This window comes from Pseudomonas sp., from assembly GCF_030698175.1.
GTDB lineage: Bacteria > Pseudomonadota > Gammaproteobacteria > Pseudomonadales > Pseudomonadaceae > Aquipseudomonas.
Map to the genome: position 1 here is coordinate 82,577 of NZ_JAUYNT010000041.1, position 23,989 is coordinate 106,565.

Annotated in this window: 21 protein-coding genes and 1 pseudogene; 17 read left to right on the forward strand and 5 right to left on the reverse strand. The window is 59.2% G+C overall.

The genetic code is table 11. The features are described 5' to 3' along the window. Nucleotides 1-163: 163 nt before the first annotated feature. Nucleotides 164-1,540 (reverse strand): glutamine synthetase family protein, encoded by a 1,377-nt coding sequence (locus tag Q8R10_RS20090; protein ID WP_305655832.1) that lies wholly within the window; start codon nt 1,538-1,540, stop codon nt 164-166. Between the two features lie 277 nt (nt 1,541-1,817). On the opposite strand from Q8R10_RS20090, the pseudogene Q8R10_RS20095 reads away from it, so the two are divergent. The 9 genes and pseudogenes from Q8R10_RS20095 to Q8R10_RS20135 all read left to right on the forward strand — a co-directional run. Next, nucleotides 1,818-2,156, forward strand: a pseudogene (locus Q8R10_RS20095) (gamma-glutamyl-gamma-aminobutyrate hydrolase family protein); the annotation flags it as partial. Nucleotides 2,157-2,312: 156 nt separating this feature from the next. Next, on the forward strand, nt 2,313-3,671 hold the full coding sequence (locus Q8R10_RS20100) for a glutamine synthetase family protein (protein ID WP_305655834.1): 1,359 nt from the start codon (nt 2,313-2,315) through the stop codon (nt 3,669-3,671). Between the two features lie 55 nt (nt 3,672-3,726). Beyond that, the gene (locus Q8R10_RS20105) at nt 3,727-5,094 is read left to right on the forward strand and encodes an aspartate aminotransferase family protein (RefSeq protein WP_305655835.1); all 1,368 of its coding nucleotides are present in this window, start codon (nt 3,727-3,729) and stop codon (nt 5,092-5,094) included. A gap of 144 nt (nt 5,095-5,238) precedes the next feature. Beyond that, nucleotides 5,239-6,336, forward strand: coding sequence for a polyamine ABC transporter substrate-binding protein (locus tag Q8R10_RS20110; protein WP_305655837.1), 1,098 nt, complete (start codon nt 5,239-5,241; stop codon nt 6,334-6,336). A gap of 165 nt (nt 6,337-6,501) precedes the next feature. Beyond that, nucleotides 6,502-7,581, forward strand: a complete 1,080-nt coding sequence (locus Q8R10_RS20115) for a polyamine ABC transporter substrate-binding protein (protein ID WP_371133377.1) — start codon at nt 6,502-6,504, stop codon at nt 7,579-7,581. Between the two features lie 55 nt (nt 7,582-7,636). After that, complete coding sequence (gene potA / locus Q8R10_RS20120; protein WP_305655839.1) at nt 7,637-8,782, forward strand: polyamine ABC transporter ATP-binding protein; 1,146 nt, start codon at nt 7,637-7,639, stop codon at nt 8,780-8,782. 23 nt (nt 8,783-8,805) lie between these two features. After that, nucleotides 8,806-9,687, forward strand: coding sequence for an ABC transporter permease subunit (locus tag Q8R10_RS20125; protein WP_305655841.1), 882 nt, complete (start codon nt 8,806-8,808; stop codon nt 9,685-9,687). Continuing rightward, complete coding sequence (locus Q8R10_RS20130; protein ID WP_305655842.1) at nt 9,684-10,583, forward strand: ABC transporter permease subunit; 900 nt, start codon at nt 9,684-9,686, stop codon at nt 10,581-10,583. Before Q8R10_RS20125 ends, Q8R10_RS20130 begins: the two co-directional genes overlap by 4 nt. Nucleotides 10,584-10,684: 101 nt before the next feature. Next, entirely contained in the window at nt 10,685-11,155 is a 471-nt protein-coding gene (locus Q8R10_RS20135; RefSeq protein ID WP_305655844.1) for a hypothetical protein, read from the forward strand. A 162-nt stretch (nt 11,156-11,317) separates the two neighbouring features. Here Q8R10_RS20135 and Q8R10_RS20140 read toward each other — a convergent pair whose 3' ends face one another. Next, nucleotides 11,318-13,696, reverse strand: coding sequence for a penicillin acylase family protein (locus Q8R10_RS20140; protein ID WP_305655845.1), 2,379 nt, complete (start codon nt 13,694-13,696; stop codon nt 11,318-11,320). Between the two features lie 109 nt (nt 13,697-13,805). Here Q8R10_RS20140 and Q8R10_RS20145 point away from each other — a divergent pair, with 109 nt between their 5' ends. Then, the gene (locus Q8R10_RS20145) at nt 13,806-14,870 is read left to right on the forward strand and encodes an AraC family transcriptional regulator (protein WP_305655846.1); all 1,065 of its coding nucleotides are present in this window, start codon (nt 13,806-13,808) and stop codon (nt 14,868-14,870) included. Between the two features lie 13 nt (nt 14,871-14,883). On the opposite strand, the gene Q8R10_RS20150 is transcribed toward Q8R10_RS20145, so the two are convergent. Further along, on the reverse strand, nt 14,884-15,456 hold the full coding sequence (locus Q8R10_RS20150) for a DUF6436 domain-containing protein (RefSeq protein ID WP_305655847.1): 573 nt from the start codon (nt 15,454-15,456) through the stop codon (nt 14,884-14,886). 141 nt (nt 15,457-15,597) lie between these two features. Between Q8R10_RS20150 and Q8R10_RS20155 the strand changes: the two genes are divergently transcribed. Beyond that, on the forward strand, nt 15,598-16,524 hold the full coding sequence (locus Q8R10_RS20155) for an alpha/beta hydrolase (RefSeq protein WP_305655849.1): 927 nt from the start codon (nt 15,598-15,600) through the stop codon (nt 16,522-16,524). Between the two features lie 71 nt (nt 16,525-16,595). Here the strand turns inward: Q8R10_RS20155 and Q8R10_RS20160 are convergent, their stop codons facing one another. Next, nucleotides 16,596-17,339 carry a hypothetical protein gene (locus tag Q8R10_RS20160; RefSeq protein WP_305655851.1) on the reverse strand — a complete coding sequence of 248 codons (744 nt, stop codon included), beginning with the start codon at nt 17,337-17,339 and terminating at the stop codon, nt 16,596-16,598. Nucleotides 17,340-17,424: 85 nt separating this feature from the next. On the opposite strand from Q8R10_RS20160, the gene Q8R10_RS20165 reads away from it, so the two are divergent. The 3 genes from Q8R10_RS20165 (at nt 17,425) to Q8R10_RS20175 (ending at nt 19,094) form a co-directional block, all read left to right on the forward strand. Further along, a complete protein-coding gene (locus Q8R10_RS20165; RefSeq protein ID WP_305655853.1) occupies nt 17,425-18,045 on the forward strand; it encodes a 2OG-Fe(II) oxygenase in 621 nt (206 codons plus the stop codon). A gap of 44 nt (nt 18,046-18,089) precedes the next feature. Next, a complete protein-coding gene (locus Q8R10_RS20170) occupies nt 18,090-18,575 on the forward strand; it encodes a DUF523 domain-containing protein (RefSeq protein ID WP_305655855.1) in 486 nt (161 codons plus the stop codon). Nucleotides 18,576-18,659: 84 nt separating this feature from the next. Further along, a complete protein-coding gene (locus Q8R10_RS20175; RefSeq protein WP_305655857.1) occupies nt 18,660-19,094 on the forward strand; it encodes a DUF4399 domain-containing protein in 435 nt (144 codons plus the stop codon). 109 nt (nt 19,095-19,203) lie between these two features. On the opposite strand, the gene serA is transcribed toward Q8R10_RS20175, so the two are convergent. Further along, nucleotides 19,204-20,436 (reverse strand): phosphoglycerate dehydrogenase, encoded by a 1,233-nt coding sequence (serA, locus tag Q8R10_RS20180; protein ID WP_305655858.1) that lies wholly within the window; start codon nt 20,434-20,436, stop codon nt 19,204-19,206. A 201-nt stretch (nt 20,437-20,637) separates the two neighbouring features. On the opposite strand from serA, the gene Q8R10_RS20185 reads away from it, so the two are divergent. The 3 genes from Q8R10_RS20185 (at nt 20,638) to Q8R10_RS20195 (ending at nt 23,965) form a co-directional block, all read left to right on the forward strand. Then, a complete protein-coding gene (locus Q8R10_RS20185; protein ID WP_305655859.1) occupies nt 20,638-22,032 on the forward strand; it encodes an FAD-binding oxidoreductase in 1,395 nt (464 codons plus the stop codon). A 211-nt stretch (nt 22,033-22,243) separates the two neighbouring features. Next, a complete protein-coding gene (locus Q8R10_RS20190) occupies nt 22,244-22,912 on the forward strand; it encodes a fumarylacetoacetate hydrolase family protein (protein WP_305655861.1) in 669 nt (222 codons plus the stop codon). A 159-nt stretch (nt 22,913-23,071) separates the two neighbouring features. After that, nucleotides 23,072-23,965, forward strand: a complete 894-nt coding sequence (locus tag Q8R10_RS20195; RefSeq protein ID WP_305655862.1) for an SdiA-regulated domain-containing protein — start codon at nt 23,072-23,074, stop codon at nt 23,963-23,965. The last annotated feature ends 24 nt before the right edge of the window (nt 23,966-23,989 follow it).

Below are 23,989 nucleotides of genomic sequence, written 5' to 3' on the forward strand. Positions count from 1 at the left end.
TCCATGTTGATAAGGCGCAGTCAATTCTGCGCACAACTGCCAGTGATTTTTGGTCCTCGAACCGTTCACTCGACCACGGCGTTGCAGTCGCAAGAGTTGAGCTAGGTAAAAGCCAAATGTCAGATAAAAAGACGCCGGCTAAGGCCGGCGTCGGATGCTGCGGTTAAACCGTGTGTAAGTACCAGTTGTACTCAAGGTCGGAGATTGAATATTCAAACTCGGCCAGCTCGCTTTCTTTGCAGGCGACGAATACATCGATGTATTTCGGGTCGATGTAGCGGCCCATGACTTCGTTGTCGTCCAGCTCGCGCAGCGCATCACGCAGGTTGTTTGGCAGGCTGGCTTCGGTCTGCTCGTAGGCGTTGCCTTCGAGTGGCGCGCCTGGCTCGATCTGGTTGGTCAAGCCGTGGTGAATGCCGGCCAATACCGAGGCCATGACCAAATACGGGTTGGCATCGGCGCCGGCGACGCGGTGCTCGATGCGCACGGCATCGGCCGTGTCATTCGGTACGCGCAGCGCCACGGTGCGGTTGTCGATGCCCCAGGTTGGCGAGGTCGGCACGAAGAACTTCTCACCGAAACGGCGATAGGAGTTTACGTTCGGGCAGAGGAACGCCATCGATGCGGGCATGGTTTCAATGATGCCGCCAATCGCGTGGCGCAGTGCATCGTTGGTCGCCGGGTCTTCGCTCTTAAAGATGTTGGTGCCATCTTTATCGAGAATCGAGATATGTACATGCAGACCGTTACCCGCTTGGTTCGGGTAGGGTTTGGCCATGAAGGTGGTGTCCATCTCATGGTCGTAAGCGATGTTCTTCACCAGACGCTTAAGTAGCAGCGCGTAGTCGCAAGCCTTGAGCGGGTCGGCGACGTGGTGCAGGTTGATCTCGAATTGCGCCGGGGCGCTTTCCTTGACTACCGCATCGGCCGGGATGCCTTGCTCTTGTGCGCCTTCGAGGATGTCTTGCAGGCATTCGGCGTATTCATCCAAGTCATCGATCATATAGACCTGGGTGGATTGTGGACGCTTGCCGGACAACGGCGACATCGGCGGCTGTGGTCGGCCATTCACGTTGGCCTGGTCGATCAGGTAAAACTCCAGCTCGAACGCCGCGCAAATCGTCAGCCCAAGGGCATCAAACTTGTTGATCACTTGCTGCAGCACTGCCCGTGGGTCAGCAAAGAAGGCTTCGCCTTCCATCTCGTGCATGGTCATTAACAGTTGCGCGGTAGGGCGCTTCTGCCAAGGCTCATTGCACAGGGTATTGGGGATTGGGTAGCAGACCCGGTCGGAGTCGCCGATATCCAGGCCAAGGCCGGTGCTCTCAACGGTGGAACCATTAATGTCGAGGGCAAATAGCGAGGCGGGCAGGTTAATGCCGCGCTGGTAAACCTTGTGCAGGCTGGCGCGATCAATGCGCTTGCCGCGAACAACGCCGTTCATGTCGGCTATTAATAGGTCGACGAACTGGACGTCGGGATGCTTCTTAAGAAAATCATTCGCTTCGTTAAGCTGAACGGCACGCGGAGGAACCGACATGATGCAACACCTTTTTTGTTAAAAATATCAATCATGCAAATGGCACGACTTGAGTCAATCTTAAACCAAAGTCGCTGTCAAGAGCGTCCCTATTGTGCCCTAAAAAGGGGCTGCGTGGCCAATTTTAGGGCTTTTCAAGGCAATTCATCGGCCACCCCTGCGTCCTTGAGCCTGCCGTTGTGGGTGGTGTGTTTAATTTTTTACAGGCCTATTGTGTAAAAAATCGAACAAGGCTAATCTCGGTCGCAACCCATAACATCAATAAAACGGGTGTCACATGTCTCGCCTGCCGTTGATTGGCGTGACCGCCTGCACCAAGCAGATCGGTTTTCATTCGTACCATGCTGTTGGCGACAAATACGTCTGCGCCCTTGTAGTTGGCGCCGGTGATTTGCCGCTGGTGATCCCTGCACTCGGCGATTTACTTGATCTGCCAGTGTTGCCAGCGAATCTTGATGGTCGGCTGTTTAGCCGTTCGCCGTCCAGCGTTACGCCCCATCATTACCGCGGCCCCAGCAACATACCTGGCACTGCGCATGACCCGGTGCGCGACACCAGTACCCTCCCTTTGATTAAAGCTGCTATTGCCGCTGGCGTGCCAGTACTTGGTATTTGTCCTCGCAGCTCAGTGGTATGCCGAGTGGCAGGTAGTAGCAAATCCGCATCACCTCGCACTCTTTCAGGCTTTCGGTGAAGCCTGTGCAAGCGCGCGAGTTAACGTTGAGCTTAGCTATATCAGCCAAGCTCTGATTCCCCACCCCTAGAGGTTTGTATGACTAGCAAAATCGACCGGCTTACCAGCTGGCTCAAAGAAAACAAGATCACCGAAGTGGAATGCATGATCAGCGATTTGACCGGGATTGCCCGGGGCAAGATTTCGCCGACCAATAAGTTCCTCGACGAGAAGGGCATGCGCCTTCCGGAGAGCGTACTGCTGCAGACTGTCACCGGCGACTACGTGGAAGACGACATTTATTACGACCTGCTGGACCCTGCCGATATCGACATGGTCTGCCGCCCGGACGAAAATGCCGTGTTCCTCGTACCGTGGGCGATCGAGCCCACTGCCCAGGTGATCCACGACACGTACGACAAGCAAGGCAATCCGATTGAATTGTCGCCGCGTAATATCCTCAAGAAAGTCTTGAAGATGTACACCGATAAAGGTTGGCAGCCGATTGTCGCGCCAGAAATGGAGTTCTACCTGACCAAGCGCTGCGAAGACCCGGACTTCCCGTTGCAGCCGCCGATTGGTCGCTCGGGCCGCGCCGAAACCGGCAAGCAGTCGTTCTCCATCGAAGCCGCGAATGAATTCGACCCTTTGTTCGAAGACGTTTACGACTGGTGTGAGCTGCAGAATCTGGATCTGGACACCCTGATCCACGAAGACGGCACCGCGCAGATGGAAATCAACTTCCGTCACGGCGATGCCCTGTCGTTGGCCGACCAGGTGCTGATCTTCAAACGCACCATGCGTGAAGCGGCGCTGAAACATAATGTCGGCGCGACCTTTATGGCTAAACCCATGACCGGTCAACCGGGCAGTGCCATGCACTTGCACCAGAGCATCATCGACATCAAAACCGGCAAGAACATCTTCTCCAACGCCGATGGCAGCATGAACGACCTGTTCTTGCACCATATCGGTGGCCTGCAGAAGTACATCCCCGAGTTGTTGCCGCTGTTCGCGCCCAACGTTAACTCGTTCCGCCGCTTCCTGCCGGACACCTCGGCGCCGGTGAACGTCGAGTGGGGCGAAGAAAACCGCACCGTTGGCTTGCGCGTACCGGATGCCGGCCCGCAAAGCCGTCGGGTGGAAAACCGCCTGCCCGGCGCCGACGCCAACCCTTATCTGGCCATCGCCGCCAGCTTGCTGTGCGGTTATATCGGCATGGTGGAAGGGCTCAAGCCGAGCGCGCCAGTCAAGGGGCGTGGTTATGAGCGGCGCAACCTGCGTTTGCCGTTGACCATCGAAGATGCGTTGGAACGCATGGAAAACTGCAAGGCCCTGGAGCAATACCTGGGCGCTGCCTTTATTACCGGTTACGTCGCGGTTAAACGCGCCGAGCACGAGAACTTCAAGCGCGTGATCAGCTCTTGGGAACGCGAGTTCCTGCTTTACGCCGTCTGATCATCACCCGGGTCGCGCATCAGCGCGGCCCGTGTTTTACCCAATAGGTTGAACCATGACAACGCCCAACACTAATCCGCAAACCCAGCAATGGCAGGCCATGAGCCGTGACCATCACCTGGCGCCGTTCAGCGATTATCAGCAGCTGAGCGACACCGGTCCGCGCATTATTACCAATGCCGACGGGGTGTATTTGTGGGACAGCGAAGGCAACAAAATTCTCGACGGCATGGCCGGCCTTTGGTGTGTAGCCATCGGCTATGGCCGTGACGAGTTGGCCGATGCGGCCAGCAAACAAATGAAGCAGCTGCCGTTCTACAACACCTTCTTTATGACCGCCCATCCGCCGGTGCTGGAGCTGGCCAAGACCCTCGCCGAAATCACTCCGGCCGGCATGAACCATGTGTTCTTCACCGGTTCGGGTTCGGAAGGTAACGACACCATGCTGCGGATGGTGCGCCATTATTGGGCGCTCAAAGGTCAGCCGAATAAGCAGGTGATCATCAGCCGTCTCAATGGTTACCACGGTTCCACCTTCGCCGGTTCCAGCCTGGGCGGGATGCAGGGCATGCACGATCAAGGTGGCGTGGTGCCCGGCATAGTGCACATCCCGCAGCCTTACTGGTTCGGTGAAGGCGGCGACATGAGCCCGGAGCAGTTCGGTATCTGGGCAGCCGAGCAGCTGGAAAAGAAAATCCTCGAAGTTGGCGAAGCTAATGTCGCAGCCTTTATTGCCGAGCCTATTCAGGGCGCCGGCGGGGTGATTATTCCGCCCGACAGCTACTGGCCGAAGATCCGCGAGATCCTCGCCAAGTACGACATCTTGTTTGTCGCCGATGAAGTGATCTGCGGTTTCGGTCGCACCGGCGAGTGGTTCGGCAGCGACTACTACGGCAATAAACCCGACCTGATGACCATCGCCAAGGGCCTGACCTCTGGCTACATCCCCATGGGTGGGTTGATCGTCAGTGACAAGATAGTCGCGGTGCTGAAAACCGGCGGCGACTTTAACCACGGCTTCACCTACTCCGGACACCCGGTGGCGGCGGCTGTGGCGCTGGAAAATATCCGTATCTTGCGTGACGAGAAGATTTTGGAGCAGGTGCGTGAACAAACGGCACCCTACTTGCAAAAGCGTTTGCGTGAGTTGGCCGATCATCCCCTGGTGGGTGAAGTGCGCGGCCTCGGCATGCTCGGTGCTATCGAGTTGGTGAAGAACAAAAGCACTCGGGCGCGCTATACCGATAAGGGCGCGGGGATGATCTGCCGTGGTCATTGCTTCAATAACGGGCTGATTATGCGTGCCGTAGGCGACACCATGATCATCGCGCCACCGTTGGTGATCAGCAAAACCGAGATTGACGAGTTAGTAACCAAGGCGCGCTTGTGCCTTGATCTGACCTTGCAGGATTTGCAGGCTTAACTTAAAAAGCAGGTGTACTCACCGTCGGCGTGACGCCGCTGGGCAACGGATAAAGTAGCGGCACGGACGCGCTGAGTAATTTGGCTAGGCTTAATGAAGGTGGTTTTTAGCCCCTTCACACACTCAGGAACAGGAGCTGTAAGCATGAACAAATTCGGTAAGTCTGTACTCGCTATGTCGCTGTTGGGGCTAATGGCAGGTGCTGCGCAAGCGGATGAAAAAGTGCTGCACGTGTACAACTGGTCTGATTACATCGCGAAAGACACCGTAGCCAAGTTCGAGAAGGAGTCGGGCGTCAAAGTTGTTTACGACGTGTTCGACAGTAACGAAACCCTTGAAGCCAAGCTACTGGCGGGTAAGTCGGGTTACGACATTGTGGTGCCGTCGAACAACTTTCTGGCCAAGCAAATCAAGGCCAAGGTTTATCAGCCACTGGATAAGTCGAAACTGCCGAACTGGAAAAATCTCAACCCAGACCTGCTGAAAACCCTGGAAGTCAGCGATCCAGGCAACCAATACGCCTTTCCCTACATGTGGGGCTCGATCGGCATTGGTTACAACGTCGATAAAGTCAAAGCGGCACTGGGCGACAACGCCCCGGTGAATTCCTGGGACTTGCTGTTCAAGCCGGAAAACATCGAGAAACTGAAGTCTTGCGGCGTGGCCTTCCTCGATTCACCGACCGAAATTCTGCCGATTGCCCTGCACTACCTGGGCTACAAGTCCGACAGTCAAGACCCGAAAGAGCTGGCGGCCGCCGAGGCATTGTTCCTCAAGATTCGCCCGAACATCACCTACTTCCACTCCTCCAAGTACATCTCGGACCTGGCCAATGGCAACCTCTGTGTCGCGGTCGGTTACTCGGGTGATATTCAGCAGTCCAAGAGCCGTGCCGAGGAAGCCAAAAGCGGGATCAAGGTTGGCTACAACATTCCTAAAGAAGGCGCCGGTACCTTCTTCGACATGGTCGCCATGCCGGCGGATGCCGCCAACGTCGATGCCGCCTATGCCTTTATAAACTTCCTGCTCAAGCCGGAAATCATGGCCGAGATCACCAACGAGGTGCAGTTCCCTAACGGTAATGCTGCGGCAACCCCGCTGGTGGATGAAGCCATTCGTAACGATCCGGGCATCTACCCAACGCCGGAAACCATGAGCAAGCTGTATGCCTTCGCCGATTTGCCAGCCAAGGTGCAGCGTTCGATGACGCGCATCTGGACCAAAATCAAAGCCGGTAAATAAGCCCAAACCCACTTGCGGCGACCGTGGTCGTCGCAAGTGTTCGTCCGAGCAATTGTCGAATGGCTTAGGCCCCGTGCCACTAACCCATTCAACAAAGGCTCAGTCCCTGCGCGGTATGTAACCGCCGCACCATCAATAACAAGAGGACTTCCTGTGCATTGTTCTTTGCGTACCACCCTGATTGCGGCGGCCACCTTTGGCTTGCTGACTAACGCCCAGGCCGAGCCTGTGGTGCATGTGTACAACTGGACCGACTATATCGGCGAGACCACCCTGGCGGACTTTCAAAAAGCCACCGGGATCAAAGCCGGTTACGACGTGTTTGACTCCAACGAAACCCTTGAAGGCAAGTTGCTAGCCGGCCGCTCCGGCTATGACGTGGTGGTGCCGAGCAACCATTTTCTCGGTAAACAGATCAAAGCCGGCGCGTTTCAAAAGCTCGACAAAGCGCAACTGCCTAACCTGGTTAATATCGATCCGGCGCTGCTCAAGCAGTTGGACGTGAACGATGCCGGTAACCAGTACTCAGTGCCTTATCTGTGGGGTACTAATGGCATCGCCTACAACGTCGACAAGGTCAAGGCCGCGCTGGGCGTCGATCACATCGACTCTTGGGCCACTGTGTTTGAGCCAGAAAACCTGAGGAAGCTCACCGCCTGTGGCGTGGCCTTTATGGATTCACCGGATGAAATGTTCCCGGCGATGCTCAACTACATGGGCCTGCAGGCTAATAGCAAGAGCCCGGAAGACTACCAAAAGGCCGAGGCTAAATTCCTCGCGGTACGACCTTTTGTTACCTACTTCCACTCCTCCAAGTACATCTCGGATCTGGCCAATGGCGAGATCTGCGTAGCTTTTGCGTACTCCGGTGATGCTTTCCAGGCCAAGGCCCGGGCAGAGGAAGCTGGTAAGGGCGTCAAGATTGCCTACAGCATCCCCAAGGAAGGCGCCAACCTTTGGTTCGACATGCTGGCCATCCCGGCCGATGCCAGTAACGTCAAAGAAGCCCATGCCTTTATCAATTACCTGGTGCAGCCGCAAGTGATAGCCACGGTCAGTGACTACGTGGGCTACGCCAATCCAAACCTCAAAGCCGGGCCTTTTATGGATCAGGCAGTGCTGACCAATCCTTCGGTTTATCCCTCCGCCGAGGTGATGGCCAAGCTGTATGTGTCAGAAGAGTTACCGGTCAAGGTGCAGCGCGCCATGACCCGCAGCTGGACCAAAATTAAGACTGGTAAGTGAATAAAAATAGCCCGCTTAAAGTGAGCGGGCTTCAATGTGTTGGGAGTCGTGGTAAATGGCAATAACCGCCGGTGTGCATAAGAAAGCCCTTAGTGGCAACCAGAAGCCGCAGAAAGAGGTGCTGGTAAAAATCGACCGGGTGAGCAAGAAGTTTGACGAGGCTTTGGCGGTAGACGATGTGTCGCTGACCATTCATAAGGGTGAGATTTTCGCCCTGCTCGGCGGCTCTGGTTCAGGTAAATCAACCTTGCTGCGAATGCTCGCGGGCTTTGAGCGACCGACCTCCGGACGGATCTTCCTCGACGGTGAAGACATTACCGATATGCCGCCCTACGAGCGGCCGATCAACATGATGTTTCAGTCCTATGCCTTGTTCCCGCACATGACCGTGGCGCAGAACATCGCCTTCGGCTTGCAGCAGGACAAGATGCCCAAGGAGCAGATCGACGAGCGCGTGGCCGAGATGCTCAAATTGGTGCGCATGAGCGAGTACGCCAAACGCAAACCGCACCAGTTATCCGGTGGCCAGCGTCAGCGCGTGGCCTTGGCTCGCTCATTGGCGAAAAGCCCGAAATTGCTGTTGCTCGACGAACCTATGGGTGCGCTGGACAAAAAGCTCCGTTCGCAAATGCAGCTGGAGCTGGTTGAGATCATCGAACGTGTGGGCGTGACCTGCGTGATGGTGACCCACGACCAGGAAGAGGCCATGACCATGGCCGAGCGCATCGCCATCATGCACCTGGGCTGGATTGCACAAATCGGCAGCCCGGTGGACATCTACGAAACGCCAACCAGCAAGTTGGTCTGTGAGTTTATCGGCAGCGTTAACCTGTTCGATGGCGTGGTGGTGGATGACCAAGAAGGCTTTGCCGTCATCGACTCGCCAAGTCTTGAGCGCAACATCTTTGTCGGCCACGGGGTGACCACCTCAGTTGAAGACAAAAGCATCAGTTACGCGCTGCGCCCTGAAAAACTCATAGTCACCACCGAACAACCTACTGGCGAGCACAACTGGTCGCGCGGCAAGGTGCATGACATTGCCTACCTGGGCGGTCACTCGGTGTTCTACGTCGAGTTGCCGAGCGGCATGATAGTGCAGTCCTTTGTGGCCAACGCCGAGCGGCGCGGCACCCGGCCAACCTGGGGTGATGAAGTGTTCGTCTGCTGGGAAGACGATAGCGGCGTGGTATTGCGCTCATGAAACTAGCCAAGCAGCGACTCCTCATGCCCAAAGGACGGCACCTGGTAATCGGGGTGCCTTTTGTCTGGCTGTTTATGTTCTTTATTCTGCCCTTCGCCATCGTGCTGAAGATCAGTTTTGCCGAAGCCGATGTGGCTATCCCGCCCTATACCGAGATCTACAGTTACGTTGATCAGCAGTTTCAGATTTTGCTGAATCTGGGTAACTACCTGATGTTGGCCAGCGATGAGCTGTACATTTCGGCGTATTTAGGCTCGCTGAAAATGGCCGCAATCAGCACGTTGCTATGCCTGTTGATTGGCTACCCGATGGCCTATGCCATCGCCCGTGCGCCAAAAGAGATGCAAACGGTGTACGTGCTGTTGATCATGATGCCGACCTGGACGGCGATCCTGATCCGCGTCTATGCCTGGATGGGCATCCTCAGCAACAACGGCCTACTCAACGGCGCCTTGATGGGCATTGGCCTGATCGATGAGCCGTTGATCATCCTCAACACCAACCTGGCGGTGTACATCGGCATCGTCTATTCGTACCTACCGTTTATGGTGCTGCCGCTCTACGCCAACCTGGTCAAGCATGACCTGAGCCTGCTGGAGGCCGCCTCCGATCTGGGTGCGCGCAGCCTGACCAGCTTCTGGAAAATCACCGTGCCGCTGTCCAAGAACGGCATTATTGCCGGCTCAATGCTGGTGTTTATCCCGGTGGTTGGCGAGTTCGTGATTCCGGAAATGCTCGGTGGCCCGGAAACCCTGATGATCGGTAAAGTGCTCTGGCAAGAGTTCTTCAATAACCGCGATTGGCCGGTGGCTTCGGCGCTGGCGGTAGTGATGTTGGTGATCTTGATGGTGCCTATTGTGCTGTTCAATCGTAACGAAGCTAAAGAGCTGGAGGCCAAAGCATGAAGCGCTTTAGATTCTCAAATTTCATGCTGGTCGCCGGCTTGTTGTTTATCTACCTGCCGATGCTGATTCTGGTGATCTACTCGTTCAACGCCTCCAAGCTGGTAACGGTGTGGGGCGGTTGGTCGCTGAAGTGGTATTTCGGTCTGCTGGATAACAGCCAGCTGATGGGTTCGGTGATGCGCTCGATGGAAATTGCGGTGTATACCGCCGTGTCCTCGGTGATCCTCGGCACCCTGGCGGCCTTTGTGCTGACGCGGATTCCGCGTTTCAAAGGGCGCACGCTGTTTGCCGGCATGGTTACAGCACCGCTGGTAATGCCTGAGGTAATTACCGGTCTGTCGCTGCTGCTGTTGTTTGTCGCCATGGCGCAAATGATCGGCTGGCCGGCCGAACGCGGCATCATGACCATCTGGATCGCCCACACCAGTTTCTGCTCGTCCTACGTGGCGGTGGTGGTCTCGGCGCGCCTGCGTGAGCTGGATATCTCCATCGAGGAGGCCGCCATGGACCTGGGCGCCAAGCCGTGGAAGGTGTTTATGTTGATCACCATCCCAATGATCGCGCCATCACTGGCGGCCGGCGGCATGATGTCCTTTGCCTTGTCGCTGGATGACCTGGTGCTGGCCAGCTTCGTCTCCGGGCCGGGTTCGACCACCTTGCCGATGGAAGTGTTCTCCGCTGTGCGTTTGGGGGTTAAACCGGAGATCAACGCAGTGGCCAGCCTGATTCTGTTGTCGGTGTCGCTGTTTACCTTCTGCGCCTGGTACTTCACGGCCAAGGCCGAAGAGCGCCGCAAGCGGGCGATCCAGCAAGCCATGGACGAAACCGCCGGGGTGGCCTTGATGCAAGGCCCCGACAGCCGTCGTGATCCGTCGCAAAAGCACGCCGCCGCCTAACCGGGCAGCGAGCTAGAACAAAAAAGGGTCACTGCGGTGGCCCTTTTTTGTGCTCGGGTGCTAGGGTGCGCGCATCAGTCAGCCATAGTGCGGAGAATCCCATGCAAGCCCATCAACAAGAACAAAGCACCGACCCGGTATGGGTACAAATCTGCGAGGCCGGCGAACTCGATCCGGTGGCGCGCCTGGCATCGCGCCTGGCGATTTTGCAGCACGCCGATGCACAGGACTGCACCTTCTACCGCCCCGACGAATTTGATGCCGACGCCGAAGAAGAAGACCTCGGCGATGCCCGGGTGCTGTTCCTCGGCCCGTTTCAAGTACCGGCCGAATGGGATGAGGCCGAACGTGTGGAGTTCTTCGGTGAGGATGATCCCGAGTGCTTCGTCAGCGCCTATATCGAGTGCGAAGCCAAGCCTGCATCCAAGCAGTATTTCACTGCCGAATCCGGCGATTACCTGGCCTGCATGCAGAGCGATGGCTCAGTGCAGATGTTCTATCTGTACGACTATTTTGAAGATGAAAACGGGCGCAAATGCGTGCTGATTCGTGATGACGAAGAGTTGGAGTAAGGCCGCGCGCCTGTGTTTGGCGGCTAAGCAGGGCGGGTGAAGCCCGCATGGCGTGTTCTGTGGTATTGACGCGCGGGCAGCGTTTTACCGCTGCGATTCTTCGGGTTGCCCCCGCAATAAAAAACCTCGCCGCGGCGAGGTTTTTTATTGTGCGGGCTTTGCCTATTTGGCCGGCAACAACCGCAGGGTGCTTTGCGTATTGGCCGCCACCTCGGCGTCACTGAAGTGCTGCGGCACGTACTCGCCCTTGATGTAAGGCTCGGCCTGGTCGCTGTAGTGCGCATCGAACAACACGCCACTCTGCCCGACCGGGTTGATGCCCAGCGCATGGGTGGGATCGGCAAAGTCGATCAGGCGCCGGGTCGAGGGGCCGTAGACCACCGACCAGGGCGCCGGGCCGACTTTGTGCGACAGGTTGTTCGGCGTTTCGTGACCGCCGGGGGCGGCGAACGGGCCGACGTTGAAGAGTTTATCCAACGGTTTTTGTTTGCCCAGCGGATGCTCGTGGGTCAGGGTATGGGCCGCGCCCCATTGCCAGTCGGCGGGGTTCGCCCCTTGAGTGCTGCGCAGGTGGGCGAGGCTGGCTTGCCAAGCGGCCTTGACGGTGCTGGCGCGGTCTTCCTTGGCCGGGGTGCTGCGGTTGTCCCACCACGGTGAGTCGGCATCGGCGGCCAGGCGCGGCAGGGCCACATCGAGCACGCGGGTCGACAGCAGGTTGTCGAAGAAGCTGTCGCCCAACTCATCGCGCATGGCGGCGTCGGTCAGTTGGTAGAGCAATTGGTTGAACAGCGTCGGGGCTATGCCGTCGAGCGTGTGCTCGCCATTCCACTCGGCCAGCAGTTGCACCAAGGGTTGCTCCTCGGCGCTGGCGGCGGCCTGCAAGACCGGCAGCAGCGGTTGCAACACGCGTTGGCTATAGCCGCTGCCGGTGTCCAGTTGCAGGGCCTGGCTGTTCTGTAGGTTCCACTTCACGCTGTTGTCGGATAGACGCTGATCGAGCCGTTGAGCGCGGTCGGGCAGGTTGTAGTAGCCGGGGATCTCGATACCGCTGGCCGGCAGCGGCTGGTGGTTGGCGGAAACGATATAGCCGCGCGCCGGGTTTTCTTCCTGGGGATTGGCGGTGAACGGGATGAAGCCGGGTTTGTCGGCCTGGTCGCTGGCGCCGTCGAGAATAAAGTTCGGATTAACCCCGGCCGGCCGCTGCGGCAACTGGGCGGCGGCCCACCAGCCGATATCGCCCTTGGCATTGGCCCAGATCACATTCAGGCCGGGGGCCTGGATTTTCTCGGCGGCGGCGCGGGCCTTGGGCAGCGTGTCGGCGCGATTGAGCTGGTAAAAGGCGTCGAGAATCGGGTTCTCGGTTTCTAAGAATGCCCACCACATGGCAATCGGCGTCTTGCCGGCAGTGGCACCGAGGGCGTCATTGATGATCGGCCCGTGGGGCGAGCGGCGCAGGGTCAACTGGACCGGCTCGCCGCCTTTGACCTCGATCTGCTCGCTGCGGCTTTTCAGCTCGACCCACTGGCCCCGGTACCAAACCTGATTGGGGTTGTCGGGGTTGAGCTTCTCGGCGATCAAATCGACGTCGTCGTTCTGGAACATGGTGATGCTCCAGCCGAAATTCTGGTTGTGGCCGAGCGAGGCGGTCGGGTTGAGCGCTTGATGATGGCCGTATAGCTCAAAGCCCGGATAGGACAGCTGCGCCTCGTACCACACCGCCGGCGCGGCAAAGCGGATATGCGGGTCGCCGGCCAGCAGCGGTTTGCCGCTGGCGGTGCGGCTGCCCGAGACGGCCCAAGCGTTGCTGCCTTCAAATTGCGGCAAGCCGGCTTCTTCCAACGCTTGCTGGCTGAGGCTGGCGAGGCGATTGAGGTCGCTCCAGTCGTTGGCCGCGAGGCTCGGTTTCAGTACGCCCTCGGGGTGCCAGGCCAGGTCAAACACCTTCAGGTAATCGGCGCCCAACTCATCGCGCACATAGGTCAGCACCGGTTCGGTGCGAAAGGCCGCAGCAAAGCTGTAGGCCATATAGCCGGCGACGCTGAGGGTGTCCTCAGTGGTAAAGGGCCGCTTGGGAATCCCCAGAATGTCGAATTCCAGCGGTGCCGGGTGGCCGGCCTGATATTGGTTGATGCCATCCAGATAGGCCGCCAGGGCTTTATTGGCCGGCTTGGCCGGGTCCATCTGCGCCGCATAGGCATCGGCATGCTGGCGAATGCCGAGGGTGCGAAACAGCCGGTCGGTGTCGATCAGCTTCGGCCCGAGCACCGCGGCCAATTCACCGCGGGCCAGGCGACGCATCATTTCCATCTGAAACAGCCGATCCTGGGCATGTACATAGCCGAGGGCGCGGTACATGTCGGCCTCGTTTTGCGCCTGTATATGCGGCACGCCGCGCTCGTCGTAACGCACGCTCACCGGCGCCTGCAGGTTGCTCAGGCTGACCTCGCCACTGCGCACTGGTTGCTTGCTGTGGATATACCAAGCGCCACCGGCGCTGACGGCGGCAATTACGACCACTAGGACTTTCAGGCGACGCTTCATCGGCAAGGTTTCCTTGTTTTAGTGCGTCCATAGTGCCCGCAGCCGGGCGCTCGCAGCATTGACCAAAACTCTAGGGCAGGTAATTATTCGGTCACTCAAAGAGGCTGCCATGACCCTTGCCACGCTTATCCCGCTGACCCACTCCGCCACCCTGCGCCGTTTGCTCTATGAGGGCATGCAGGCGCTGGGGCTCGACCCTGGGCACATCTATCGGCAGGCCTACCAGGGCATGCCGCTGAAAGCCGGCGCGCTGGAGGCGCGGTTGGTGCACGAGATGGCGCCATTGCTCTGGCAGGCGTTGCCGGCCCTCAGTGGCGATGTCGACATTGGCTTGCACCTGGGCGAGGTGATGCGGCCGCGGCCGATGGATGTCGTGAGTTATGCCCAGCAGGCCAGCAGTACTCTGCGCGAGGCGTTGCAGGTGTTTGTGCGCTGGCAGCACATTCTTTCCGGTGGCTTTGCCGCGCGGCTGCTGGAGGACGAGCCGGCTGGGCAGGCCTGTCTGGTGATCGATCTGGACTATCAGGGCATCGGCTCGCTGCGTCAGCAGATGGAATGCCTGGCGCTGTTATTTAGCAAACAACTGTGCAGTCTCACCGATGGCGAGTTTCGCCTGACCGGCTTGAGTTTTCGCCATGCCCAGCCGGCGAACCTGGGCGAGCATCGGCGCTTGTTTGGCCTGACGCCGCAATTCAGTCAGCCCCACGATTGCCTGCTGTTCCCGCAAGCCTTGCTGGCGCGACCGCTGCGCAGCGCCAATGGGCCGATTTTTGCCTTGCTCTGTGCGCATGCCGAGCAGCTGTTGGCCGGCTTGCAGGAGAACCAGCTGCTTAATCGTCTGCGCTATCAGATCGACTTGCGGCTGGGTCGTGAGCGTTGTGATCTGACCGCCTGCGCCCAGGCCATGGACCTTCCTGTCGCCGCTTTGCAGCGCGCCTTGTTGCAGCAAGGGCAAGGCTTTCGGGCGGTGCGCGAAGAGGTGCAACGCCTGCGCAGTGCCGAGCTGCTGCTAAGCGCGACAGCGCTGCGGGAGGTGGCCCGGGCCTGCGGCTTTGCCGAACTGTCGCCGTTTTACCGGGCATTCCGCCGTTGGTATGGGCAAACGCCGGAGCAGTATCGGGGCCGTAATCTAAGCGCCGCAGTTGCTAGGCCTGGGGTGCTGGCGCCGGGTTAAGGGCGAGAGGCGTTCAGGGTTGCTGCCAGTCGCAAAAGCAGCCGACGGCCAGGGTTTGGGTCGTGGTTACCGGGCGCCCGTCCAGCAAGGCTTTGAGAATCGGCTCGATAAAGCTGTTGCCGGCGTTGCAGGTAACGCCTTCGCTGTAGGGACCAAAATAGGCCAGGTTGCCTTGCTGGTCCCAGATCGCCACGGCCGGGCTGGCGGGTAACTGATCGCTGCCGGGTAGCCCTGGCAAGTTTTCCAAGCCGGCCAGGGCTGGCGGTAAATGGCCTTGGCTGGCGGGTTTTTGCACGGCGTAAAAGCGCACGCCCAGCGGGCCAAAGTGCGCCAGTAACTCGGCCAGGTGTTGCTGGTTGCCGACGTTGCAGGGGCAGGCCGGATCCCAAAAGTGCACGATGCGGATCGGCCCTGCGCCAGCCAGGTTTGCCGGCAGGCGCAGGCCATCCCCGGCAAATACGGTGGCCTGTGGGCTAAAGGCGCGCACGTACTGCAGCTGATACCACCAGTAAGCGCCCGCCATTGCGCCCGCCCAAAGGACAACAAACAGGCTGGTGAGTAAGTGGGTACGAGAGGGCAGGCGCATGTTTTATCGGTTCGGCAAGGCTATGGTTAAACGACTAGCTTGCCACGGCGCGCGGCTAAGCAGAATATCGCCAGCCGTTAATCTGTCGGCGAAGCTCGTCATTCGGGTCGCCGCGACTCCTGCCTTTTTGTGGAAAGCCTTATGCCTGTGCCTTTTCAGCCCGATCAGCTGCGTGCCAGCCTGCGACCCTTGGCCGCAGCTGCGCCGTTAACGCCAGAGCAGCATGCCTATCAGGCCTTTTACGGGATCGATAAGGCCGGCGTGCAGAGCCGGCTGGGCTGCTTTCAGGCGGCCGGTTACCAAGTGGCCGTGCAAGTCTGGTGGCCCGAACAGCCGGTGGCCACGCTGATTTTTCAGCATGGTTATTACGACCATATGGGCCTGTATCGGCATGTAATTGACTGGGCGTTGCAGATGAACTTTGCCGTGCTGGCCTGCGACTTGCCGGGGCATGGTTTGTCCAGCGGCGCCCGGGCCGATATTGGCGAGTTTGCCGATTACCAAGCGGTGCTGCAGGGCGTCTTTGCCCAGGCCGAAGCCCTGGACTTGCCGCAGCCTTGGCACCTGTGCGGACAAAGTGCCGGCGGCGCGATTGTGCTCGACCATCTGCTGCTGGGGGAGGTCAGTGCCAAGGTTGGCCAGACCATCCTGTTGGCGCCCTTGGTGCGCCCGCGGGCCTGGGGTTGGTCGAAATTCAGCTACCGGATGCTCAAGCCTTTCGTGTCCTCGATCCCGCGGCGCTTTAACGCCAACTCCAATGACCCGGAGTTTTTACAGTTTATTCAGCGTGATCCGCTGCAACCGCTGAGCCTGCCGACCGCTTGGGTTGGTGCCTTGTCGCGTTGGGTGCCGAGGATCGAGGCGGCGCCGCGCAGTGCTCGCAGCCCGTTGATTATTCAGGGTGACGACGACATGACCGTGGATTGGCGGCATAACCTTGAGGTGCTGCAAGACAAATTCAGCGCGCCGCAACTGCTGATGCTGCCGCAGGCACGGCACCATCTGGTCAATGAAACGGCGGAGTTGCGCGGTCGCTATTTTGATTTTCTCAGCGAACGGTTGGGGTAGAGGCTGGGAAGTGGGAAGTGGGAAGTAGGGAGCGAAGTCGACACCCCACTTCCTACTTTCCACTCCTTGTTTTACTCGGCATTCAGGCCGGCGCGCAGGGCGGCGAGGGCGGCCTGATAGTAGGCTTTACCTTCGGCGGACTCGGCAAAGCTGGCGTACTCCTCCAGCTCAAGGTCGCTAAGGTCGCGATAGACGTACAGCAAGGTGTTATCCAGGTCGCCGGCAATCTGCCCCATCAAGCGTTGCCGCTGGCCGTTGAGCAGGCCCTGGGCTTGTTCGCCGCCGAGCAGGCCGGGAATCATCTGGCTGAGGCTGTCCGCCGCGACGCCGGCCAAGGCCAGGCTCACCTCGGCGCCGGCCTCTTTGGCCGGCAGCGCTTGCACCAAGTGGCCAATCAACAAGCGCCGGCTGGCGCCGGCCTGACTGCGTGGGATGCCCTTGGCGTTTTGCGCCAGTTGTGCGCGCTGGGTGGCTTGCACCTCGCTGGCAATGATCTTGCGGCCCACCGCTGACTGTAAAAAAGCCAAGGCCGGCTGCGGGTCAGGCAGTTGCTGGCGCAGGCTGGCGAGGGCGCGTTGGTCCATGGCGGCCGGGGCGAAGCGTTGATTGGAGTTGTCGACCAGCGCCTGATAAATCGCCGGCGGCAGGCTGTTGCGATAACGCGCTTGCGCGGCCTTAAGGGCGTCATGGAAATGCGCGCGCTGTTCTGGCCAGCCGCCGGCCTGATACAGCTCGACATAGCGGTCGCTAGCGGCATTGGCCGCGAGGCTGGGCAGGGTGAGCATCAGCAAAAACACAGCAAGAAGGGCGCGCATACAGGCTCCTGGGTTAGTCGGGGTATTTTCCGCGTCTGGCGTGCGGCTTGTCGAGGAGAGTTGGCGTGGCTGTTAGACTCAGCCGATGTCAAATCTCAATGAAATATCCTTTGCCCTGCTGATTGATGACCTCGCCGAGCACGGTTGGGCCATTCAGCACGCCGCCTTGCCTGTAAGTCTGACCCTGGAGTTGGCGGCGGAGTGCCATGCGCGGGAAAATAATGGCCGCTTGTTGCCGGCGGGCGTGGGCCGTGGCGCCGCGCAAGGGGTGCATCAGCAGGTGCGCGGCGACCATATTGAGTGGCTGGAGGCCGAGCAATCGCCGGCCAGTGCCGGTTACTTAGCTGTGCTGGAGGCTTTGCGTTGCCAGCTCAATCAGGCGCTGTATCTGGGGCTGGACGATTTTGAAGGGCACTTTGCCCTGTACCCGCCGGGGGCGTTTTACCAGAAGCATCTGGATCGCTTTCGCAGCGATGACCGGCGCAGTGTGTCGGTGGTGTTCTACCTCAACCCAGATTGGCTGCCCGAGCAGGGTGGCGCCTTGCGCCTGTATCTGGACGCCGGCCGCGAGCTGGATGTCTATCCGCAGGCCGGCACTCTGCTGTTATTTATGTCCGCCGACTGGCCCCATGCGGTATTGCCGGCCAGCCGTGAACGCTTGTCGCTGACCGGCTGGTTTCGTCGGCGTGGCAATCACCCGCTGTAGGCCGTGTTAAGCCGGACTGCCGGCAAACTTAGGGAGAGCAACGGATGCAAAAAATACTGGTCAGCGCCTGCTTGCTCGGTCAGCCGGTGCGCTATGATGGCGGGGGCCACGGCCCCTTTGCAGCCTTGTTGCAATGGCAGCAGCAGGGCCGCGTGGTGGCGCTGTGCCCGGAGGTTGCGGGTGGCCTGCCGACACCGCGGCCGCCGGCGGAGATTGTCGGTGGCCAGGGCGGGCAGGTGCTGGACGGGCTGATTGCTTTGTACAGTGTGGATGGCAGCGATGTGAGCGGCGCCTTCGTTGCGGGTGCGCGTCAGGCCGAGCAGTTGGTGCGAGCGCACGGCATTCAAATCGCCGTGCTCAAGGCGCGCAGCCCCTCCTGCGGTAATCAACAAACCTATGACGGCAGTTTTAGCGGTCAATTGGTGGCGGGCGAAGGCGTTACCGCGGCCGCGCTGCGGCGCATGGGGGTGCGGGTGTTTAACGAGACGCAATTGTCACAGGTGCAGGCGCTACTGGACGGCGCTGGCTGAGTCGCGTGGGACGACTATGCTGCTAAACCTAGCCCGCAGGCTTTGGTGCGCGGGCTGAGTCTCGTCACTGCAAGGAGAACGCCCATGAATATGCATATGTCCCACCTTGGCTGCGCCTTGGTGTTGTTGACCGCCAGCACGCTGGTCGGCGCCGAGACGCCGCGCACGCCCGCCCCCGAGGGCGCGCAGGTGTATTTCATCGAGCCGGCGGCGGGGGCCGTGGTGCCCCAGACCTTCAGCGTCAAGTTCGGTCTTAAAGGAATGGGCGTGGCGCCGGCTGGGGTCGATGTGCCGGCTACCGGGCATCATCACCTGCTGGTGGATGGTGCGGCGCTGCCAGCGCTGGATCAGCCATTAGCGACGACTGAGCAGATCCGTCACTTTGGCAAGGGCCAGACCGAGACCCAGCTAACGCTGGCGCCTGGCCCGCACAGTTTGCAGTTGCTGGTGGGGGACAAGAACCACGTGCCGCTGAACCCGCCGGTACTCTCGGAAAAAATCAATATCACGGTCAAATAGGCGGGCCAAAATGCAAAAAGGGAGGCCGAGGCCTCCCTTTTTCATCCAGCAAAAACAGCCACTAAAGCGTCGCGAGCTGACAGTCGCGCAGTAGCTTTACGGCGGTTTTTTAGAACAGCACGCGACTACGGATAGTGCCGTTGACGTGCTGGAGTTTTTCCAGGGCCAGGTCCGAGTACTCGGCGTCGATATCGATCACCACGTAGCCGACTTTCTCGTTGGTCTGCAGGTACTGGCCGGAGATGTTGATGCCGTTTTCGGCGAACACCCGGTTGATCTCGCTGAGCACGCCCGGCACGTTGGCGTGGATGTGCAGCAGGCGGTGCTTGCCCGGATGCGCCGGCAGGGCCACTTCCGGGAAGTTGACCGAGGACACCGAGGTGCCGTTGTCGCTGTACTTGACCAGCTTCTCGGCCACTTCCAGGCCGATGTTGGCCTGGGCTTCGGCGGTGGAGCCACCGATGTGTGGGGTCAGAATCACGCGATCCAGGCCGCGCAGCGGGCTTTCGAACTCTTCGTTGTTGGAACGTGGCTCAACCGGGAACACGTCGATGGCGGCGCCGATCAGGTGCTCATCCTTGATCGCGGCGGCCAGGGCCTCGATCACCACCACGCTGCCACGGGCGGCGTTGATCAGGATGCTGCCCTTCTTCATCGCGCGAATTTCTTTCTCGCCAATCATCCACTTGGTGCTGTCCAGCTCCGGCACATGCAGGGAGACGATGTCGGCCATGCCCAGCAGCTCGGTCAGGGTCGCAACCTGAGTGGCGTTACCCAGCGGCAATTTGGTCAGCGGATCGTAGAAGAACACCTGCATGCCGAGGGCTTCGGCGAGCACCGACAGCTGGGTACCGATTGAGCCATAGCCGACAATGCCAAGCTTTTTGCCGCGGATCTCGAACGAGTTGGCGGCCGATTTGATCCAGCCACCGCGGTGGCAAGACGCGTTCTTCTCGGGGATGCCGCGCAGCAGCAGAATGGCTTGCGCCAAAACCAGTTCGGCTACCGAACGGGTGTTCGAGTAGGGGGCGTTGAACACTGCAATACCGCGTTCGCGGGCGGCGTTGAGGTCTACCTGGTTGGTGCCGATGCAGAAGCAACCGACGGCCACCAGCTTATTGGCGCAGTTGAAGATCTCTTCGGTCAGCTGGGTGCGTGAGCGAATACCGATAAAGTGCGCGTCGGCGATTTTCTCTTTCAGCTGATCGTCCGGCAACGAACCGGTGAGGTATTCGATATTGCTGTAACCGGCAGCCTTGATGGTGTCCACGGCGGATTGATGGACGCCTTCGAGGAGAAGGAACTTGATCTTGCTCTTGCCGAGAGAAGTCGTCTTAGTCATCTGCGTAAACCTATTGGCCGAATTAAATATGGCTGCGAAGCATCGCTTACAGGCGTACTAGGCCGGGATAAACCGGTGCTATGGTCGCTGTGGGGGACGCTGCAAAGGGTGCGTATGCTAGCATACGAGACCCTTGAAACACCCACCCCTGGCCGATGAAGCGTGCTCAGGGTGACCATGAATCGTTTGAGAGTTGCGTCCATGACCCATCCCGCCTTGATCGAAGCGCTGCAGACCCTGGTTGAACCTGGCAAGGTGTTGACCGATGCCGATTCCCTCAACACCTATGGCAAAGACTGGACCAAGCATTTTGCCCCGGCACCCCTGGCCATCGTGTTCCCGAAGACGGTTGAGCAGGTGCAGGCGATCGTCCGTTGGGCCAATCAGCACAAGGTCGCGCTGGTGCCCTCGGGTGGTCGCACTGGGTTGTCCGCAGGCGCGGTGGCGGCCAATGGCGAAGTGGTGGTGTCGTTCGACTACATGAATCAAATTCTCGCCTTCAACGAATTCGACCGTACCGCCGTCTGCCAGGCCGGCGTGATCACCAAACAATTACAGAGCTTCGCCGAAGAGCAGGGCCTGTATTACCCGGTGGATTTCGCCTCCAGCGGCTCCAGCCAGATCGGCGGCAATATCGGCACCAATGCCGGTGGCATCAAGGTGATTCGCTACGGTATGACCCGTAACTGGGTGGCCGGCATGAAGGTAGTGACCGGCGCCGGCGATATTCTGGAGCTGAACCAGGATCTGATCAAAAACGCCACCGGCTACGACATGCGTCAGTTGTTTATCGGCGCCGAAGGCACCCTGGGTTTTGTGGTGGAAGCCACCATGCGCCTGGATCGTGCCCCGAAGAACCTCACCGCCATGGTGCTTGGCACCGCCGATTTCGACTCGATCATGCCGGTGCTGCATGCCTTCCAGGGCAAGCTCGATCTGACTGCTTTTGAGTTTTTCTCCGACAAGGCTTTGGCGAAGATCCTCGCCCGTGGCGATGTGCCGGCACCGTTTGAATCCGAATGCCCCTTCTATGCCTTGCTGGAATTCGAAGCCACTACCGAAGAGGTGGGCAACGAAGCCCTGGCGACTTTCGAGTATTGCGTCGAGCAAGGCTGGGTGGTCGATGGCGTGATGAGTCAGAGCGAGCAGCAACTACAAAACCTGTGGAAACTGCGCGAATACATCTCCGAGACCATCAGCCATTGGACGCCGTACAAGAACGACATCTCGGTCACCGTCAGCCAGGTGCCGGCGTTTTTGCATGATATCGACGCGATAGTCGAAGCCAACTACCCGGATTTTGAAGTGATCTGGTTCGGCCATATCGGCGACGGCAACTTGCACCTGAATATCCTCAAACCAGAAAACTTGTCCAAGGACGAGTTCTTCGCCAAGTGCGCCACGGTGAATAAGTGGGTGTTCGAGACGGTGCAGAAGTACCGCGGCTCGATCTCCGCCGAACACGGCGTGGGTATGACCAAGCGCGACTACCTGCACTACAGCCGCTCGGAGGCCGAGATTGGCTATATGAAGGCGATCAAGGCGGTGTTTGATCCGAACGGCATCATGAACCCAGGAAAGATTTTTCCGGTCTGAAAGCTACTGCGGGCTTCGCGCGTGATGCTGCGTTGGCGGAGTTGGGCTGACCTTCGCTCGTGACGCTTTCAAATTTGTATCTGGTTTCGACAAGCAGTTCGTAGGATGGGTTAGCCGCGCAGCGGCGTAACCCATCAGAGGGCGCGTGCAGGGCGATGGGTATCGCTGCGCTCAACCCATCCTACGGCCTCATCGTCTTCAAGGAGCACCCATGAGCTACCAACACCACTATATCGACGGCACCCGCATTCACTTTCCTATGGGCAAGGTGGTCTGCGTCGGCCGTAACTACGCCGAACACGCTAAGGAGCTGAATAACCCGGTGCCCACCGAGCCCTTGTTGTTTATCAAGCCGGGCAGCTGCGTGGTGCCTATGGATGGCAGTTTCAGCATTCCCAATGATGAGCGCGGTGCCGTGCATTACGAGGCGGAAATCGCCGTGCTGATCGGCAAGCCCTTGTCGCGCAAACCGAATGCCGAGGAAGTGCTGGACGCGATATCCGGCTTCGCCCCGGCCCTGGACCTGACCCTGCGCGAGCTGCAAGACCAGCTCAAGGCCAAGGCCTACCCGTGGGAGGTGGCCAAGTCCTTCGACGGTGCCTGTGTGCTGGCGCCTTTCGTGCCGGGCGATGCGGTGGCGGACCTGAGCGATATCGGTATTCGCCTGAGCCTGAATGGTGAGCTGCGCCAGGACGGTAACAGCCGCGACATGCTTAACCCGATTCTGCCGCTGATCCAGCATATCTGCGGGCATTTCAGCCTGCAGGCCGGCGACGTGATTCTCACCGGTACTCCGGTGGGTGTCGGCCCGCTTAAGGTTGGCGATCAGTTGTCGCTGGAGTTGGTTGGCCATGCGGGCTTTACCAGCCGGGTGCTGTAAGCTGGCTTGAGTCGCAGCAACGCCCGTTCTATACGGGCGTTGTGCGTTTTAGGGCTGCGTCTTAACCGTTTTTTCACCCACGCCGGGTCAGTCTGCGCTGCGTTTGATAGCTCTCTAGGCCATGGATAAGGCTTCCACTGCGGCAACTGTGGGTTTTCCATGTCCCGAACATTTCGCCTCTGCGCCCTGGCTGTTCTGCTGGTCACCTGCGCAGTCACCCTGCACCTGCTGCGTATGGATGCGCGGGCGCTGTTATGGTTGCAGGAGTCGCGCGCCACGGCTGAGCAACGCGCTAGCGGGCTGTGGTTGCCGGGCTATCAGGCGGTGCTGCAGATCGAAGTGCCGGGCTTTGAGAAGGAAGAGTTTTCCGACCTGAGCTACAACCCGGCGACCGACACGCTGTTCACCGTCAGCGGCAAGCAACCCTTGCTGATCGAGCTGTCGCTGGACGGCCAGTTACTGCGCAGCATTCCGATCTTCGGCGCGTCCAATCTGGAAGGCGTGGCGGTACTGGAAGACGGCTATCTGGCGGTGACCGATGAGCGTCAACACAACCTGACGATTTTTAAACTCGACGCCAACACCCGCGAGCTGCGCACCGAGCAGGCCGTGCAGCAGGTCGATCTTGGCTACAGCGACAGCGCCAATAAAGGCTTCGAAGGCCTGGCCTGGGACAAACGCAATCAACGCCTGCTGCTGGGCAAAGAAAAGAACCCGATGCTGCTGTTTGGTTTGTCGTCCGATGGCCGCAAGGTGACTGGCGAACTGCAAGAGTTGGCGCCTTTGGACGCGCATATGACCGATCTGGCAGCGCTCACGGTGGATCCGCGCAGCGGGCAGATTCTGGCCCTGTCGCAAGAGTCGCACCTGTTGGTTAGCTTGAATCAGCAGTACCAGCCGCAGAGCTTTATCGCCTTGCTGGGCGGTTTGAATGGCTTGGACCATTACATCCCGCAGGCCGAAGGGGTGGCGCTGGATGGCGTCGGCAATCTGTATATGGTCAGCGAGCGCAATAAATTTTATGCGTTTCGCCAAGAGCCTGCGGCCCAGTAACCGCAGGTTTTTCAGCGCGCCGAC